General features: G+C 73.6%; 14 protein-coding genes and 1 pseudogene. 9 read left to right on the top strand and 6 right to left on the bottom strand.

Features of this window, described 5'->3' with window-relative positions:
• The first annotated feature begins 63 nt into the window (after positions 1–63).
• The 4 genes and pseudogenes from SJY06_RS17235 to SJY06_RS17220 all read left to right on the top strand — a co-directional run.
• Entirely contained in the window at positions 64–1,044 is a 981-nt protein-coding gene (locus tag SJY06_RS17235) for an aldo/keto reductase (protein ID WP_380168759.1), read from the top strand.
• A complete protein-coding gene (locus SJY06_RS17230) occupies positions 1,041–2,051 on the top strand; it encodes a methionine synthase (protein ID WP_380168758.1) in 1,011 nt (336 codons plus the stop codon). The genes SJY06_RS17235 and SJY06_RS17230 overlap by 4 nt, the downstream gene beginning before the upstream one ends.
• Before the next feature lie 115 nt (positions 2,052–2,166).
• Positions 2,167–2,910 (top strand): redoxin domain-containing protein, encoded by a 744-nt coding sequence (locus SJY06_RS17225; RefSeq protein WP_380168757.1) that lies wholly within the window; start codon positions 2,167–2,169, stop codon positions 2,908–2,910.
• 25 nt (positions 2,911–2,935) lie between these two features.
• Positions 2,936–3,589, top strand: a pseudogene (locus SJY06_RS17220) (cytochrome c biogenesis protein CcdA); the annotation flags it as partial.
• Positions 3,590–3,806: 217 nt separating this feature from the next.
• Here SJY06_RS17220 and SJY06_RS17215 read toward each other — a convergent pair.
• The 5 genes from SJY06_RS17215 to SJY06_RS17195 all read right to left on the bottom strand — a co-directional run bounded on the left by SJY06_RS17215 (position 3,807) and on the right by SJY06_RS17195 (position 8,561).
• Positions 3,807–4,739 (bottom strand): acyl-ACP desaturase, encoded by a 933-nt coding sequence (locus tag SJY06_RS17215; protein WP_380168756.1) that lies wholly within the window; start codon positions 4,737–4,739, stop codon positions 3,807–3,809.
• A gap of 95 nt (positions 4,740–4,834) precedes the next feature.
• Positions 4,835–5,200, bottom strand: coding sequence for a type II toxin-antitoxin system death-on-curing family toxin (locus SJY06_RS17210; RefSeq protein WP_380168755.1), 366 nt, complete (start codon positions 5,198–5,200; stop codon positions 4,835–4,837).
• A 3-nt stretch (positions 5,201–5,203) separates the two neighbouring features.
• Positions 5,204–5,410: a ribbon-helix-helix protein, CopG family gene (locus SJY06_RS17205; RefSeq protein ID WP_380168754.1), complete on the bottom strand. Its 207-nt coding sequence runs from the start codon at positions 5,408–5,410 to the stop codon at positions 5,204–5,206.
• A gap of 12 nt (positions 5,411–5,422) precedes the next feature.
• Positions 5,423–5,950, bottom strand: coding sequence for a GNAT family N-acetyltransferase (locus SJY06_RS17200; protein WP_380168753.1), 528 nt, complete (start codon positions 5,948–5,950; stop codon positions 5,423–5,425).
• A gap of 4 nt (positions 5,951–5,954) precedes the next feature.
• Positions 5,955–8,561: a DEAD/DEAH box helicase gene (locus SJY06_RS17195; RefSeq protein ID WP_380168752.1), complete on the bottom strand. Its 2,607-nt coding sequence runs from the start codon at positions 8,559–8,561 to the stop codon at positions 5,955–5,957.
• 213 nt (positions 8,562–8,774) lie between these two features.
• Here SJY06_RS17195 and urtA point away from each other — a divergent pair, with 213 nt between their 5' ends.
• The 5 genes from urtA to urtE are packed head-to-tail and all read left to right on the top strand — an operon-like array spanning position 8,775 to position 13,643.
• The gene (gene urtA / locus SJY06_RS17190; RefSeq protein ID WP_380168751.1) at positions 8,775–10,091 is read left to right on the top strand and encodes an urea ABC transporter substrate-binding protein; all 1,317 of its coding nucleotides are present in this window, start codon (positions 8,775–8,777) and stop codon (positions 10,089–10,091) included.
• A gap of 24 nt (positions 10,092–10,115) precedes the next feature.
• A complete protein-coding gene (urtB, locus tag SJY06_RS17185) occupies positions 10,116–11,000 on the top strand; it encodes an urea ABC transporter permease subunit UrtB (RefSeq protein ID WP_380168750.1) in 885 nt (294 codons plus the stop codon).
• The gene (gene urtC / locus SJY06_RS17180; protein WP_380168749.1) at positions 10,997–12,199 is read left to right on the top strand and encodes an urea ABC transporter permease subunit UrtC; all 1,203 of its coding nucleotides are present in this window, start codon (positions 10,997–10,999) and stop codon (positions 12,197–12,199) included. Before urtB ends, urtC begins: the two co-directional genes overlap by 4 nt.
• Positions 12,196–12,951: an urea ABC transporter ATP-binding protein UrtD gene (urtD, locus tag SJY06_RS17175; protein ID WP_380168748.1), complete on the top strand. Its 756-nt coding sequence runs from the start codon at positions 12,196–12,198 to the stop codon at positions 12,949–12,951. The genes urtC and urtD overlap by 4 nt, the downstream gene beginning before the upstream one ends.
• The gene (gene urtE / locus SJY06_RS17170; protein ID WP_380169728.1) at positions 12,951–13,643 is read left to right on the top strand and encodes an urea ABC transporter ATP-binding subunit UrtE; all 693 of its coding nucleotides are present in this window, start codon (positions 12,951–12,953) and stop codon (positions 13,641–13,643) included. Before urtD ends, urtE begins: the two co-directional genes overlap by 1 nt.
• A gap of 3 nt (positions 13,644–13,646) precedes the next feature.
• Here urtE and SJY06_RS17165 read toward each other — a convergent pair whose 3' ends face one another.
• Positions 13,647–14,030, bottom strand: coding sequence for a hypothetical protein (locus SJY06_RS17165; RefSeq protein WP_380168747.1), 384 nt, complete (start codon positions 14,028–14,030; stop codon positions 13,647–13,649).
• Positions 14,031–14,033: the final 3 nt, after the last annotated feature.

The raw sequence follows: 14,033 nt of genomic DNA, 5'->3' as shown, positions 1-14,033 counted from the left end.
TGCGTCCCTGCGGGCCCCCGCGACGTGAGGCCGGCCTCGCTGCGGGCACCTAGTCTCGGGGGCATGGAGTCCCGTGCTGTCCCCCGTCTCGACCGTTCCCTGTCCGTCGTCGGCCTCGGCTGCTGGCAGCTGGGGGCCGACTGGGGCGACGTGACCGAGGACGACGCCCTGGCCACGCTGGACGGCGCCCTGGAGGCCGGGGTGACGTTCCTGGACACGGCCGACGTGTACGGCGACGGCCGCAGCGAGCAGCTGATCAGCCAGTCGTCGGCCGCGCGGCACCCCGAGGTGTTCGTCGCGACCAAGGCGGGGCGCCGGGCGGACCCGCTGGAGCCGGCGCAGTTCACGGCCGACAACCTGCGCGCCTGGGTCGACCGGTCGCGGACCAACCTGGCGGTGGAGTCCCTGGACCTGGTCCAGCTGCACTGCCCGCCTACGCCGGTCTACTCCGACGACGCGGTGTTCGAGGTCATGGACGGGCTGGTGGCGGACGGTGCGATCAGGGCCTACGGCGTGAGCGTGGAGACCTGCGACGAGGCGCTGACCGCCATCGCGCGGCCCGGGGTCGCCACGGTGCAGATCATCCTCAACGCGTTCCGGCTCAAGCCGCTGGAGCAGGTGCTGCCCGCGGCCCGGGAGGCCGGGGTCGGTGTCATCGCCCGGGTGCCGCTCGCCTCGGGCCTGCTGAGCGGCCGCTACGACGCGACCACGACGTTCGCGGCCGACGACCACCGCACCTACAACCGCGACGGGGCCGCGTTCGACGTGGGCGAGACCTTCGCCGGGGTGCCGTTCGACGTGGGCCTGCGGGCCGTGGAGGACCTGCGCGAGATCGCCGGCGACCGTCCCCTGGCCGAGTTCGCCCTGCGCTGGGTCATCGACACCCCGGGCGTGACGGCCGTGATCCCGGGCGCCCGCAACTCCGACCAGGCCCGTCGCAACGCGGCCGTCGCCGACAGCGAGCCGCTGACCGAGGCGCAGCGGGCCGACGTCGCGGCCGTGTACGACCGGCACGTCCGGGCCCTGGTCCACGAGCGGTGGTGAGCCTGCCGGCCGGCCCGTGGGCCACGGCCCACGGGCCGCTGCCGGGCACGCGGCCCGACCACGCCCTCGACCTGGTCCTGGGTGAGCTGGGGGCGGGCCACGTGCCGTTCCTGCCGGTGCTGCCCGAGCGCGGCGTCGGCGCGGACGCGGTGGGTCGCAGCGCGTCGTTCCTCGTCGACCTGCCCGTGGACCTGCAGCCGTCCGGCTGGCGGCTGGTCGACCGGCCGGGCCGGGACCTGGCCCGGGGCCGGTCGTGGTGGGGCCAGGACCTCGACGCCCTGGCCGAGCGGGGTGAGGAGGTCGGCCGCGCGCAGGCGCTGGTCGTCGGGGTCATGGGGCCCTGGACGCTCGCGGCCTCGCTGCAGCGGCAGCGCGGCGAGGTGGCCGTGTCCGACCCCGGCGCCCGCCGCGACGTGGTGTCGTCCCTGGCCGAGGGCCTGGCCGACGTGCTGGCCGCCGTGCGCCGGGCCGCCGCGGGGGTCCCCGTGGTGCTGCTGCTGGACGAGCCGTCGCTGCCGTCCGTGCTGCTGGGCCGGGTGCCCACCGCGAGCGGCTACGACACGCTGCGGGCCGTGCCGCCCAACGAGGTCCGGGACGGCCTGCGGCTGCTGGTCGACGCGGCCCACGCGACCGGGGCGGCCGTGGTGCTGCGCTGCCACGCCGAGGAGTCCCCCGTGGGCCTGCTGGCCGAGAGCGGGGCCGACGGGCTGGGCGTGCACGTCCCGGCCACCGCCTCGGGGGCGAACGCCCCGGCCTGGGAGCGGCTCGCGGCGCTGGTCGAGCAGGAGCGGACGCTGCTGCTGGCCCCCACCGGCGGGGGCGCCGCCGCGGACGCCGAGCAGCTGGCGGGCCTGGTCACCGGACCCTGGTCGCAGGTGGGGATGGACCACGAGCTGCTGCGGTTCCTGTCGCTGACGGCCCAGCCGGCCGACGCCGAGCGCGGCCTGCAGCGGGCCGACCTGGCCCGCACGGCGCGCGCCGCCGAGCTGCTGCGCGAACGGGTCTGAGCCGACCGGGAAGGACGTCAGCGTTTCGTCACCGCCGGACGGGGGTCACGGCAGGACGCCCGGGCGCCGGCCGTGTGACGATCACCGGACGCCCCCGACCTGGACCGAGGACCTCATGACGCTGCGCCGGACCGCCACCCGACCCCTTCCCGCCCTGCTCACCCCCGTCGTGCTCGGCGCCGTCCTGCTGGCGGGCTGCGGGGCCGGGGCCGACGGCTCCGGCGAGGCGGCGGACGCGCCCGGTCCCACGGTCCCGACCGACGGCGCTGTCGACGGGGCGGACGACGGGGCGGACGAGGGGGCGGACGGGGCCTCCGACGGGGCTGCGGACGGTGCCGGCACCCCGACCGACGGTCCTTCGGCCGAGGGCGCCGGTCCGTCGGACGACGCCGCCGCGGGCACCGACGGCGGCGCCGCGCGGGTGGCGGCGCTGCTCAGCGGGTCCAGCCCCGTCGACTACGACCCCGCGGCCGTGACGGGGGTGACCCTGGGCGGGGAGGCGTTCGACGCCGCCGCGGTCGACGGCCCGGTCGTCTACTGGTTCTGGGCGCCCTGGTGCACGGTGTGCCGGGCCGAGTCCGGCGACGTCGCCGCCGCGGCGGCCGCGACCGAGGGCGACATCACCTTCGTGGGGGTGGCAGGGCTGGGGCCGGCGGACGACATGGCCGACTTCGTGGCCGAGACGGGGGTCGACGGCTTCGCCCACCTGCAGGACGCCGACGGCTCGCTGTGGGCACAGTTCGGCGTCGTGTCCCAGCCGTCCTACGTCGTCGTCGACGCGACCGGCGACGCGACGCTGTGGCCGGGCGGGCTGGCCGGGGACGACCTGGACCAGGTCACCGCCGCCCTGCTCGGCTGAGCCGGACGCCGGGAGGGAGCGGCTGATGGACCCGGCCCTGCTCGCGCTGGCCCTGGCCGCCGGCGCCGTGGCGGCGGTCAACCCCTGCGGGTTCGCCCTGCTGCCGGCCTACGTCACCCTCGCCGTGACGGGCGGCGCACCCGGCGACGGCGCTGCCGTGCCCCGGGGCGCCGCCGTGGCGCGGGCGCTCCGGTTCACCGCGGGGATGACGGTCGGCTTCGTCGTCGTGTTCGCGCTGGCGGCGCTGGCCCTCGGGGCCGCGGCCGCGGTGGTCGTGCCGGTGCTGCCCTACGTGACGGTCGTCGTGGGAGCGGTGCTGGTCGTGGTCGGGGTCCGGCTGCTGGCCGGGCGGGAGCTGCGGGGTCTGCCCACCCTCCAGCTGCCGGGGGTGCGTCGCCTGGCCCGGGGCTCCGGCGCCCTGGGTCACGCGGCCTACGGGGTGACCTTCGCCCTGGCCAGCCTGTCGTGCACCATCGGGCCGTTCCTGTCGGTGTGGGCCACCGCGCTGCGGGGCGGGCCCGCTGCGGTGCTCGGCGCCTTCGTGGTCTACGCCGTCGGCATGGGGGCCGTGGTCGGCGTGCTGGCGCTGTCGGTGGCCCTGGCCCAGGACCAGGTGGCGCGGGGGCTGCGGCGGTTGGCGCCGGTGCTGCCGCGCGTGGCGGGCGCCCTGGTGCTGCTGGCCGGGGCCTACGTCGGCTGGTACGGGGTGTACGAGCTGCGCGTCGCCGCGGACCCGACCGCCGGCGACCCGGTCGTGGAGACCGCCACCGCGCTCCAGGGCTGGCTCACCCGGACGGTCCTCGCCGTTGGCGTCACCGGGCTGCTGAGCGCGGCGTCGGTGGTCGCCGTCGTCGCGGTCGTCGTCCTGCTCCGTCGCCGGGCCGGGGCGGGACGGCTCAGCCGGCCCGCGCCGCCCGACGGGCCGCGGCCGCCTCACGCTTCTCGACGAACGTCGCCGCCTGCGAGTCCGCCGTCGCCAGGAACGCGGCCAGCTCGGCCCGGGCCTGCTCGCCCTCGGGGCCAAGACCCGTCAGCTCCATGACGCCCCAGTGGCGCAGCAGCGGCATGACGACGTCGTCCAGGTGGTTGCGAGGGTCGTAGATGCCCGCCTGGGCCATCTGGAACGCCTTGCGCTGGAAGCCCTCGATGCCGGCGCCGGGCATCTGGAAGTCGACGATCTCGTCCCGGATGGCCTTCACCATCTCGTCGGGGCTGATCTCCAGCGAGGCCGTCACCAGGTTGCGGTAGAAGATCATGTGCAGGTTCTCGTCCATCGAGATCCGCGCCATCAGCTTGTTGGCGATCGGGTCGTCGGTGTACCTGCCCGTGTTGCGGTGGCTGACCCGGGTGGCGAGCTCCTGGAACGACACGTACGCGCAGACCCGCAGCAGCGGCTTGTCGCCGGAGTCGAAGCCCTCGGTCATGGTGGCCATCCGGGCCCGCTCGAGCTCGACCGGGTCGACCCCACGGGTGACGAGCAGGTAGTCGCGCAGCGCGTACCCGTGCCGGCCCTCCTCGGCGGTCCAGCGCCCGACCCAGGTGCCCCATGGGCCGTCGTTGCCGAAGGCGCGCTCGATCTCGCGGTGGTAGCTGGGCAGGTTGTCCTCGGTGAGCAGGTTGAGCTCCAGCGCGGTCCGGGCGATGGGCGACAGCTGCGACTGCTCGACGCTCCACGGCTCGCCGTCCGGGCCGACGTAGTCGCGGCCCTGGCTCCACGGGATGTACTCGTGCGGCATCCACTCCTTGCTGGTGGCGAGGTGCCGGTCGAGGTTCTCGGCCACGACGGGCTCGAGCTCGTGCAGCAGGCGCGTGGTGTCGGACAGCGTCATGGCTTACCCCAATCCCGGGCCACGGGACGTGCGGCCCTGGGCGACAACCTACGCCAGCGTAGGTAGGGGCGCAGCAGGCGTCCGGCGTGGCTCGCTCAGATCTCGGTGCACCGCAGCGCGTCCGCGAGCGCGGCGATGTCGTCGGCCCCGCCCTCGGCGACCCTCATCACGATCTGGAAGGCCGCCTCGTCCGTCAGGTCCGGGCGCAACCCGTGCAGGTCGAGGTAGACCACGCAGGCGAGCCAGCCCAGACGCTTGTTGCCGTCCACGAGCGGGTGGCTGGACACGACGGAGTGGAGCAGGGCGGCGGCCTTGGCCGCCACCGTGGGGTAGGCGTCCTCGCCGAAGGCGCTCGCCCGCGGTCGGTTCGCCGCCGCGTCCAGCAGGCCCAGGTCCCGGACGGGGCCTGCGCCCAGGATGCGCGTCAGGCGGAGCAGGTCCTCGACGTCGAGGTGCTCCACGGCTCAGACCGTGCCGAGGCGTTCGAGCACGTCGCCCCACCGGTCGGCCAGCCGCTCCCCGGCCTCCGTCACCCGGTCGGCGTGCCCCGATCGCTCGTACCGCTCGAGGACGGCACGGCGGACGATCTCCTGACGGGAGAGGCCCTCGCGCTCCACGAGCGCGTCCAGGGCCTCCTCCAGCACGGAGTCGGTTCGCAGCGTCATGGCCATTCATCAACGGTATCAGTCTGGTATCACGGTCGCCCAGGTCCGCGACTCGGCCCGCCACCACTGGATCTCGCCGTCGGCGTCGACGGTGGTCCGGTCCAGTCGCAGGCCGAGCGTCTGCGCGACCCGGAGCGAGGCGTGGTTCCAGGGCCTGATCGTCGCCTGCACCACGTCCCGGCCGGTCGCGAACGCCGACGCCAGCAACGCGCGCGACGCCTCGGTCGCGTAGCCGTGACCGTGGGCGGCCGGGAGCAGCTCGTAGGCCAGCTCGGGCTCGGCCGGCGTGCCCCGACCAACGACGATCGCGACGTAGCCGAGCGCGTCCTCGCGGCCGGCCCGACGGAGCACGGCCGCTCCGATGCCGTGCTCGGCGAACGTCCGGTGCACGGCTGCGACCCGGTCGCGCGCCTGCTCCGGGGTCACCACGCCCCGCCCCCGCAGGGTGAACAGCTCCGCGAGCCATCCCGCGTCGCCCGGCACCTGCGGCGTGAGGACCAGGCGCTCGGTCACCAGCCGCAGCTGCATCGGTGCGAACGACGTCACCGGGTCAGAGCTGCCCGACGTCGACGACCCGGATCACGGCCTCGCCGGCCTCGTCGCTCGCAGCCAGGTCGACCTCGGCGGTGATGCCCCAGTCCAGGTGCCCGGCCGGGTCGTCGAAGGCCTGCCAGACCTTCCAGACGTCGCGCTCGACGGTGATGGTGAACCGGTCCGGGCCCCGGGCGTCGGGGCCGGTGCCGATCTCGTCGTGCTCGGCGAAGTAGGCCTGGATGACCTCGCGCCACGCGTCGGCGTCCCAGCCGGCCTCGGCGTCGAGCTCGCCCAGGTAGTTCCACTGCCGCAGCGACGCCATCCGGACCCGGCGGAACATCTCGTTGCGGACCAGGACGCGGAACGCGCGCACGTTGCGGGTGACCGGGGGAGGGCCGTCGTCGACGCTGCCGGGGCGCACCTCGCCGTGCTCGTCGGTGCCGGCCGCGAGCTGGGCCCACTCGTCCAGCAGCGAGGAGTCGGTCTGGCGGACGAGCTCGCCCAGCCACTCGACCAGGTCGCGCAGCTCCTCGGTGCGGGCGTCCTCGGGCACGGTCTGACGCAGCGCGCGGTAGGCGTCGGCCAGGTAGCGCAGCAGCACGCCCTCGGAGCGGATCAGGTCGTAGGCGCGGACGTACTCGGTGAACGTCGCGGCCCGCTCGACCATGTCGCGCACCACGGACTTGGGGCTCAGCTCGTACTCGCTGACCCAGGGCTGGGCCTCGGCGTAGGTGTCGAAGGCCTGCTGCAGCAGCTCGGCCAGCGGCTGCGGGTAGCTGACCTCCTCCAGCAGCTCCATCCGCTCCTCGTACTCGATGCCGTCGGCCTTCATGCCCTGCACGGCCTCGCCCTTGGCCGCGTTGCGCTGCGCGGCCAGCACCTGGCGCGGCTCGTCGAGGGTGGCCTCGATGACGCTGACCACGTCCAGGGCGTAGTCGAGGGACTCCTTGTCCAGCAGCTCCATCGCGGCCAGCGCGAACGTCGACAGCGGCTGGTTGAGGGCGAAGTCGCGCTGCAGGTCGACCGTGAGCCGCACGGTGCGCCCCTCGGCGTCCGGCGGGTCGACCCGCTCGACCACCCCGGCGGTCAGCAGCGACCGGTAGGCGGAGATGGCGCGGCGCATGTGGTGCAGCTGGCGGCTGCGCGGCTCGTCGGAGTCCTCGATCAGGTGCCGGACGGCGGTGAACGCGTCGCCCGGGCGGGCCACGACGTTCAGCAGCATGGCGTGCGAGATCTTGAAGTGCGACGTCAGCGGCTCGGGCTGGGCGTGCACCAGCCGGTCGAAGGTCTCCTCGCCCCAGGTGACCGTGCCGGGGACGGGCTTCTTCTTGACGATCTTCTTGCGCTTGGCCGGATCGTTGCTGGCCTTGGCCGCGGCCCGCTCGTTCTCGATGACGTGCTCGGGCGCCTGCACGACGACGGTGCCGGAGGTGTCGTAGCCCGCGCGACCGGCCCGACCGGCCACCTGGTGGAACTCCCGCGCCGACAGCAGCCGGACCTTGCGCCCGTCGTACTTGGTCAGCGAGACGATGAGCACGGTCCGGATCGGGACGTTGATGCCGACTCCGAGCGTGTCGGTGCCGCAGACCACGGCCAGCAGGCCGCGCTGGGTGAGCCGCTCGACCAGGCGCCGGTACCGGGGCAGCATGCCGGCGTGGTGCACGCCCACCCCGGCCGCGATGAGGCGGGACAGGGTCTTGCCGAAGCCGGTGCCGAACCGGAACGCGCCGACCTCGGCCCGGATGGCCTCCTTCTGCTCCTTGGTGCGGACGGTGCTGCTCATCAGGCTGGAGGCGTGCTCGAGGGCGTCGCGCTGGGTGGGGTGCACGACGTAGACCGGTGCCTGGTTGCCGCGCAGCAACAGCTCGATCGCCTCGTGCAGCGGCTCCTTGGAGAACTCGAAGGCGAGCGGGACCGGCCGCTCGGCGCTGGTGACCAGGGCGGTCGGACGCCCGGTGCGCTCCTGCATCCGCTTGGCCAGCGGGGCCATGTCGCCGAGGGTGGCGCTCATCAGGACGAACTGGGCGTCGACCAGCTCGATCAGGGGGACCTGCCAGGCCCAGCCGCGGTCCCGGTCGCCGTAGTAGTGGAACTCGTCCATCACGACCTGGCCGACGTCGGCGGCCCGGCCCTGCCGCAGGGCCAGGTTGGCCAGCACCTCGGCCGTCGCGCAGACGATGGGGGCGTCGGTGTTGATGCCGGCGTCACCGGTCATCATGCCGACCCGCTCGGCGCCGAACACCTCGCACAGGGCGAAGAACTTCTCGCTGACCAGGGCCTTGATGGGGGCGGTGTAGAAGGACCGGCGGCCCTCGCCCAGGGCCAGGGCGTGCGCGCCCAGGGCGACCATCGACTTGCCCGACCCGGTGGGGGTGGACAGCACGACGTTCGAGCCCGCGGCCAGCTCGAGCAGGGCCTCCTCCTGGTGCGGGTACAGCGTCAGGCCCGTGTCCTGGGTCCAGGCCGTCAGCAGCTCGAGCACCTCGTCGGGGCCGGTGCCCGGGACCACGTCGGCCAGCGGCGCGGTGGCCGTGGTCGGCAGCGTGGCGGCGATGGCGGCCAGCGCCTCGGAGGCGTCGGTGGGGTCGGCGAGGTCGTCGTGGTGGTGCGGCGCAGCAGTCATGGCCGGACCAGTGTCCCAGCCGCGGGCGCGGCTGGTCGGCGCAGGAGTTAACCGGCCGTTCACCTGCGGCGTGAGGAGGGGAAACGGGGCGTTCCTAGGTTTCGGTCCGTCAGGCAGGTGATGTCACGCCAGGTCATCGGCCCGCAGACCGCACCACCCCAGCGCAGGGGATCCTCCCGCGCGGGTCCCCTCACCTCTTCGACGGGACCCCTGATGACCGCATCCCCTGCCCGACCCTCCCTCGGCTCCGTCGCCCGGTCGCTGCTCGTGGCCGGGCTCGTCACGACGCTCGCCGCCTGCGGCGGGGCCCGGGTCGATGACGGCGTCGCGGCGGCCGACCCCTCGGCCTCGGCCGGCGGGGGCGGCGCGTCCTGCGTCGACACCAGCGGCGACACCGTCAAGGTCGGCCTGCTCAACTCGATGTCCGGGACCATGTCCATCAGCGAGACCACGGTGCGCCGGTCCCTCGAGCTCGCGGTGGAGGAGATCAACGCCGACGGCGGCGTGCTGGACAAGCAGCTCGAGGTGGTCACCGAGGACGGGGCCTCCGACCCCACGGTGTTCGCCGAGCGGGCCACCAAGCTGGTCCAGAGCGACTGCGTGGCCGCGGTGTTCGGCGGCTGGACCTCCAGCAGCCGCAAGGCGATGCTGCCGGTGTTCGAGAGCAACGACGCGCTGCTGTTCTACCCCGTGCAGTACGAGGGCCTCGAGGCCTCGGACAACATCTTCTACACCGGGGCGACCACCAACCAGCAGATCATCCCCGCGCTGGACTACCTCAAGGACGAGCTCGGGGTGACGTCGCTGCACCTGGTGGGCAGCGACTACGTGTTCCCGCAGACGGCCAACGCGATCATCAAGGCCTACGCCGAGGAGTACGGCATCGAGATCGTCGGTGAGGACTACGAGCCGCTCGGCTCGGTCGAGGGCATCCCCACGATCGTCAACCGGGTCCAGGCCAGCGGGGCCGACGCGGTGTTCAACACCCTGAACGGCGACTCCAACGTCAGCTTCTTCACCCAGTACGACAACGTCGGTCTGGACGCGGAGACCATGCCCGTCATCTCCGTGTCGATCGCCGAGGAGGAGGTCCCCGGCATCGGCGTCGAGCGCCTGGCCGGGCAGTACACGGCCTGGAACTACTACCAGACGGTCGAGTCCGCCGAGAACGAGGCGTTCGTCGCGGCGTTCAAGGCCGCCTACGGCGACGACGCGGTCACGAGCGACCCGATGGAGGCTGCCTACGCGTCGCTGTACCTGTGGAAGGGCATGGTCGAGGAGGCCGGCTCGTTCGACGTGGCCGCCGTGCAGGAGGCCGCCGACGGCGTGAGCTTCGCCGCCCCCGAGGGCGAGGTGACCGTGAACGGCGACAACCACCACATCGCCAAGACCGCCCTGATCGGCCAGGTCAACGACGAGGGCCTGATCGACACCGTCTGGTCCTCCGACGCCCCGATCGAGCCGGACCCGTGCCTGGAGACCTACGAGTGGGCCGCCACGCTGGAGAAGGACGAGACGTACTGCGGTTGAGGCGGGGGAGCGAGGGGACCGGCCGTGGACGCCGTCCTGAGCCAGCTGTACGCCGGCATCAGCCTGGGCTCGGTGCTGCTGCTGATCGCCCTGGGCCTGTCGCTGACCTTCGGCCAGATGGGCGTCATCAACATGGCGCACGGCGAGTTCATCATGGCCGGGGCCTACACGGCCTTCGTCGTGCAGCAGATCTTCTCCGACGTGGGGCTCTCGCTGCTGGTCTCGCTGCCGCTGGCGTTCGTGGTCGGCGGGCTGCTCGGGGTGCTGCTCGAGGTCACCCTGATCAGCCGGCTGTACCACCGCCCGCTGGACACGCTGCTGGTCACCTGGGGGGTGTCGCTGATCCTGCAGCAGGTCGCCCGGGACGTCTTCGGGGCTCCCGCGGTCGAGGTGCGCGCGCCGTCCTGGCTGCAGGGCAACGTCGAGATCCTCGGTGCCCCGTTCACCACCAGCCGGCTGTTCATCGTGGCGCTGTCGCTGGGCTGCGTCACCGCGCTGGCCCTGGTGCTCACGCGCACCGCGCTCGGGCGCCGGATCCGGGCCGTGGTGCAGAGCCGCGGTCTGGCCGAGACGTCGGGCATCGCCACCCGCACCACTGACCGGATCACGTTCTTCATCGGTTCCGGCCTGGCCGGGGTGGCCGGGGTCGCCCTCACCCTGATCGGGTCCACCCAGCCCTACATGGGGACCACCTACATCGTCGACGCGTTCCTGGTCGTCGTGGTCGGTGGCATCGGCCAGATCAAGGGCGCGGTCATCGCCGCGTTCGCGCTGGGCACGCTGCAGGCCGTCTTCGCCTACTCCCAGTCCGTCAGCACGGCCAAGGTGCTGCTGCTGGTCGTGGTCATCGTGTTCCTCCAGGTCCGGCCGCAGGGGCTCTTCAGCGTCCGGACGAGGAGCCTCGCGTGAGCGGGGCGGTGGCCGTCCCGTCCCCGGGCTCGCGGCTGCGCTCGCGCCTGGTCGGGCTCAGCGGGTACGCCGTGGCCGCGCTGGCCCTGTTCGTCCTGGCCCCGCTGGTGCTGAGCGACTTCCGGCTGCGGCTGCTGGCCCAGTTCCTGTGCCTGGCCATGGTCGCGGTCGGCATCGGCCTGGCCTGGGGCCGCGGCGGCATGCTCACCCTGGGCCAGGGCGTGTTCTTCGGCCTGGGCGCCTACATCATGGCCATCCACCTGCAGCTGAGCGACGCCGGACCGGGTGGTCGGCCCAGCTTCATGGTCACCGGCAGCGGCCTGCCCTGGTGGTGGGAGCTGTTCCGCCACCCCGCGGCCGCGGTCGTGGGGATCGTCGCGGTGCCGGCGGTGGTGGCGTTCGTGCTGGGCTTCGCGGTGTTCCGGCGCAAGGTGAAGGGCGCCTACTTCGCCATCCTTTCCCAGGCCCTGGCGTCGGCCTTCGCGCTGCTGCTGATCAGCCAGCAGGGCACCATCGGCGGCTCCAACGGCCTGTCCAACTTCCAGCAGTTCTTCGGCTTCGTGCTCAACGACCCGGTCAACCGGCGGATGCTGTTCTTCATCTGCGCCGGCGTGCTGCTGGGGATGGTGGCGATCGTCCACCAGCTGATGCGCAGCCGGTACGGCGAGCTGCTCACCGCGGTGCGCGACGGCGAGGAGCGGGTCCGTTTCCTCGGCTACGACCCGGCCCTGGTCAAGGTGTTCGCCTACGTCGTCGCGGCGGTGTTCGCCGGGGTGGGCGGGGCGCTGTTCGTACCCGTGGTCGGGATCATCTCGCCCAGCAACGTCGGGGTCGTGCCGTCCATCGGCTTCGTCATCGGCGTGGCCGTGGGCGGTCGCGCCACCCTGCTCGGGCCGGTCCTCGGCTCGCTCGCGGTGTCCTACGCCGGCAGCACGTTGTCGGCGGAGCTCGAGTCGGTCTGGATCTACCTGCAGGGCCTGCTCTTCATCCTGGTCGTGTCGTTCCTGCCCGGCGGCGTCGTGTCGCTGGTAGGCGAGCGGTGGCGACGACGGCGGGCCGAGGACCGCTCCGACCCTCGGGCGGGTCCGACCCCGGCCGGCGACGGGAGTGACGGCGACCCACCGCCCACTGGCGCGACGGCTGACGTCCCGCTGGTCGACGACCCGACCGGCCAGGTCCAGCCCGGGGGTGTGCGATGAGGCAGGACTACCTGGAGATCCGCGACCTTCGGGTCACGTTCGACGGGTTCGTCGCCGTGGGCGGGGTCGACCTGACCGTGCTGCAGGGCGACCTGCGGTTCCTCATCGGACCGAACGGGGCCGGCAAGACCACCCTGGTGGACGCCGTCACCGGGCTCACCCCCGCCACCGGGTCGGCGAAGTTCGACGGGGTCGAGCTGCTGGGCAAGAAGGTCCACCAGGTCGCCCGCGCCGGGGTGGGGCGGACGTTCCAGACCGCCAGCGTCTTCGAGGAGCTGTCGGTCCTGGTCAACCTGGACATCGCGGCCGGGGCGCTGCGAAACCCGTTCAGCCTGCTGCGGGCCCGTCGGGGCGTGCCGGCCTCGGTGGAGGCCGCGCTGGAGACCATCGGCCTCGCCCACCTGCGGGACCGACGAGCCGGGGAGCTCGCCCACGGGCAGAAGCAGTGGCTGGAGATCGGGATGCTGCTGGTGCAGGACGCCCGGGTGCTGCTGCTGGACGAGCCCGTCGCCGGCATGAGCGCCGACGAGCGGGCGCAGACCGGGGAGCTGCTGCGCACCGTGGCCCGCGACCACGTCGTGGTCGTGGTCGAGCACGACATGGAGTTCCTGCGCGCCTACGCCGACACCGTCACGGTGCTGGCCGCCGGTCAGGTGCTGGCCCAGGGCAGCTACGCCGACGTGCAGGCCGACCCCCGGGTCCAGGAGGCCTACCTCGGACCCGCCCACGACCCGGCCGACGAGGTGGCGTGATGCTGGAGCTGGTCGACGTCCGGGTGGGCTACGGCCGCGCCGAGGTGGTCCACGGGGTGTCGGTGTCCGTGCCCACCGACGGGGTGGCCGCCGTCCTCGGCCACAACGGGGCGGGCAAGACGACGCTGCTGCGCGCGGCCGTCGGCCTGCTCACGCCGCGGTCCGGGCAGGTGCTGCTGGACGGGGAGGACGTCACCCGGTTGCCCCCGCACCAGCGGGTCCGGCGCGGGCTGGCCTACGTCCCGCAGGGGCAGCAGTCGTTCCCCCAGCTGACGACGGCGGAGAACCTGCGCCTGATCGCCGACACCCGCCGGGACGGCCGGCAGCGGCAGGCCGAGGCGCTGGACATGTTCCCGGCGCTGACCCCGCTCCTCGACCGCAGGGCCGGCCTGCTGTCCGGTGGGCAGCGCCAGCAGCTGGCCATCGCCCGCGCCCTGATGACCGGGCCCCGGGTGCTGATCCACGACGAGCCGACCGAGGGCATCCAGCCGTCGGTCGTCGCCGAGATCCAGGAGACCGTGCTGGCGCTGACCCGTCGGGGCGGGCTGTCCGTCCTGCTGGTCGAGCAGCACGTCGGCTTCGCGCTCACCGCGGCCAGCACGTACTACGTGCTGGCGTCGGGGCGGGTGAGCGACACCGGGCCCGGCGGGGCGGCCTCGCGGGACGCGGTGCGCTCAGCCATGGCGATCTGAGTCTCAGCCGGTGCTGGGGCGCTGCTCCTGCGCCACGTCCTGACCATCCGGCCGGGCCTGGTCCCGCTGCCACGCCCGGTAGGCCTCGAGCCGCTCCTGGGCGCCGCGCGGGGACTCCATGACGACGAGGAGGAACGTGGCCACCGGGCCCAGCAGCAGCGACCCGAGGAACCAGCCCAGGCCGCTGTGACCCTTGGTCTGCGCCAACCCGGCGTTGAGCAGGGCCAGCGTCCCCCAGCCGATCGCGTACCCCTGGTCGGGGCCGGTCGTCCCGCCCACCAAACCCCCGGTCAGCAGGTCGACGGGGCCGTGCAGCAGCAGAAGGGCCACCGCCAGGCCGCCCACCACGCCGCCGACGACACCCGCGAGCAGCCACGTCCAACGCATCTC

This window comes from Jannaschia sp. R86511, assembly GCF_042466345.1.
In the GTDB taxonomy this organism is placed as follows: Bacteria; Actinomycetota; Actinomycetes; order Actinomycetales; family JBBAYJ01; genus Aquipuribacter.
This window is presented reverse-complemented; position numbering and strand designations above follow the sequence as displayed.

Excerpts from the sequence above, each read along its gene's own strand:
- SJY06_RS17195 (WP_380168752.1), bottom strand. The coding sequence starts at position 8,561 with ATGACTGCTGCGCCGCACCACCACGACGACCTCGCCGACCCCACCGAC.
- urtA (WP_380168751.1), top strand. The coding sequence starts at position 8,775 with ATGACCGCATCCCCTGCCCGACCCTCCCTCGGCTCCGTCGCCCGGTCG.
- SJY06_RS17205 (WP_380168754.1), bottom strand. The coding sequence starts at position 5,410 with ATGGCCATGACGCTGCGAACCGACTCCGTGCTGGAGGAGGCCCTGGAC.
- SJY06_RS17215 (WP_380168756.1), bottom strand. The coding sequence starts at position 4,739 with ATGACGCTGTCCGACACCACGCGCCTGCTGCACGAGCTCGAGCCCGTC.
- urtD (WP_380168748.1), top strand. The coding sequence starts at position 12,196 with ATGAGGCAGGACTACCTGGAGATCCGCGACCTTCGGGTCACGTTCGAC.
- urtE (WP_380169728.1), top strand. The coding sequence starts at position 12,951 with ATGCTGGAGCTGGTCGACGTCCGGGTGGGCTACGGCCGCGCCGAGGTG.
- SJY06_RS17225 (WP_380168757.1), top strand. The coding sequence starts at position 2,167 with ATGACGCTGCGCCGGACCGCCACCCGACCCCTTCCCGCCCTGCTCACC.
- SJY06_RS17235 (WP_380168759.1), top strand. The coding sequence starts at position 64 with ATGGAGTCCCGTGCTGTCCCCCGTCTCGACCGTTCCCTGTCCGTCGTC.
- SJY06_RS17165 (WP_380168747.1), bottom strand. The coding sequence starts at position 14,030 with ATGCGTTGGACGTGGCTGCTCGCGGGTGTCGTCGGCGGCGTGGTGGGC.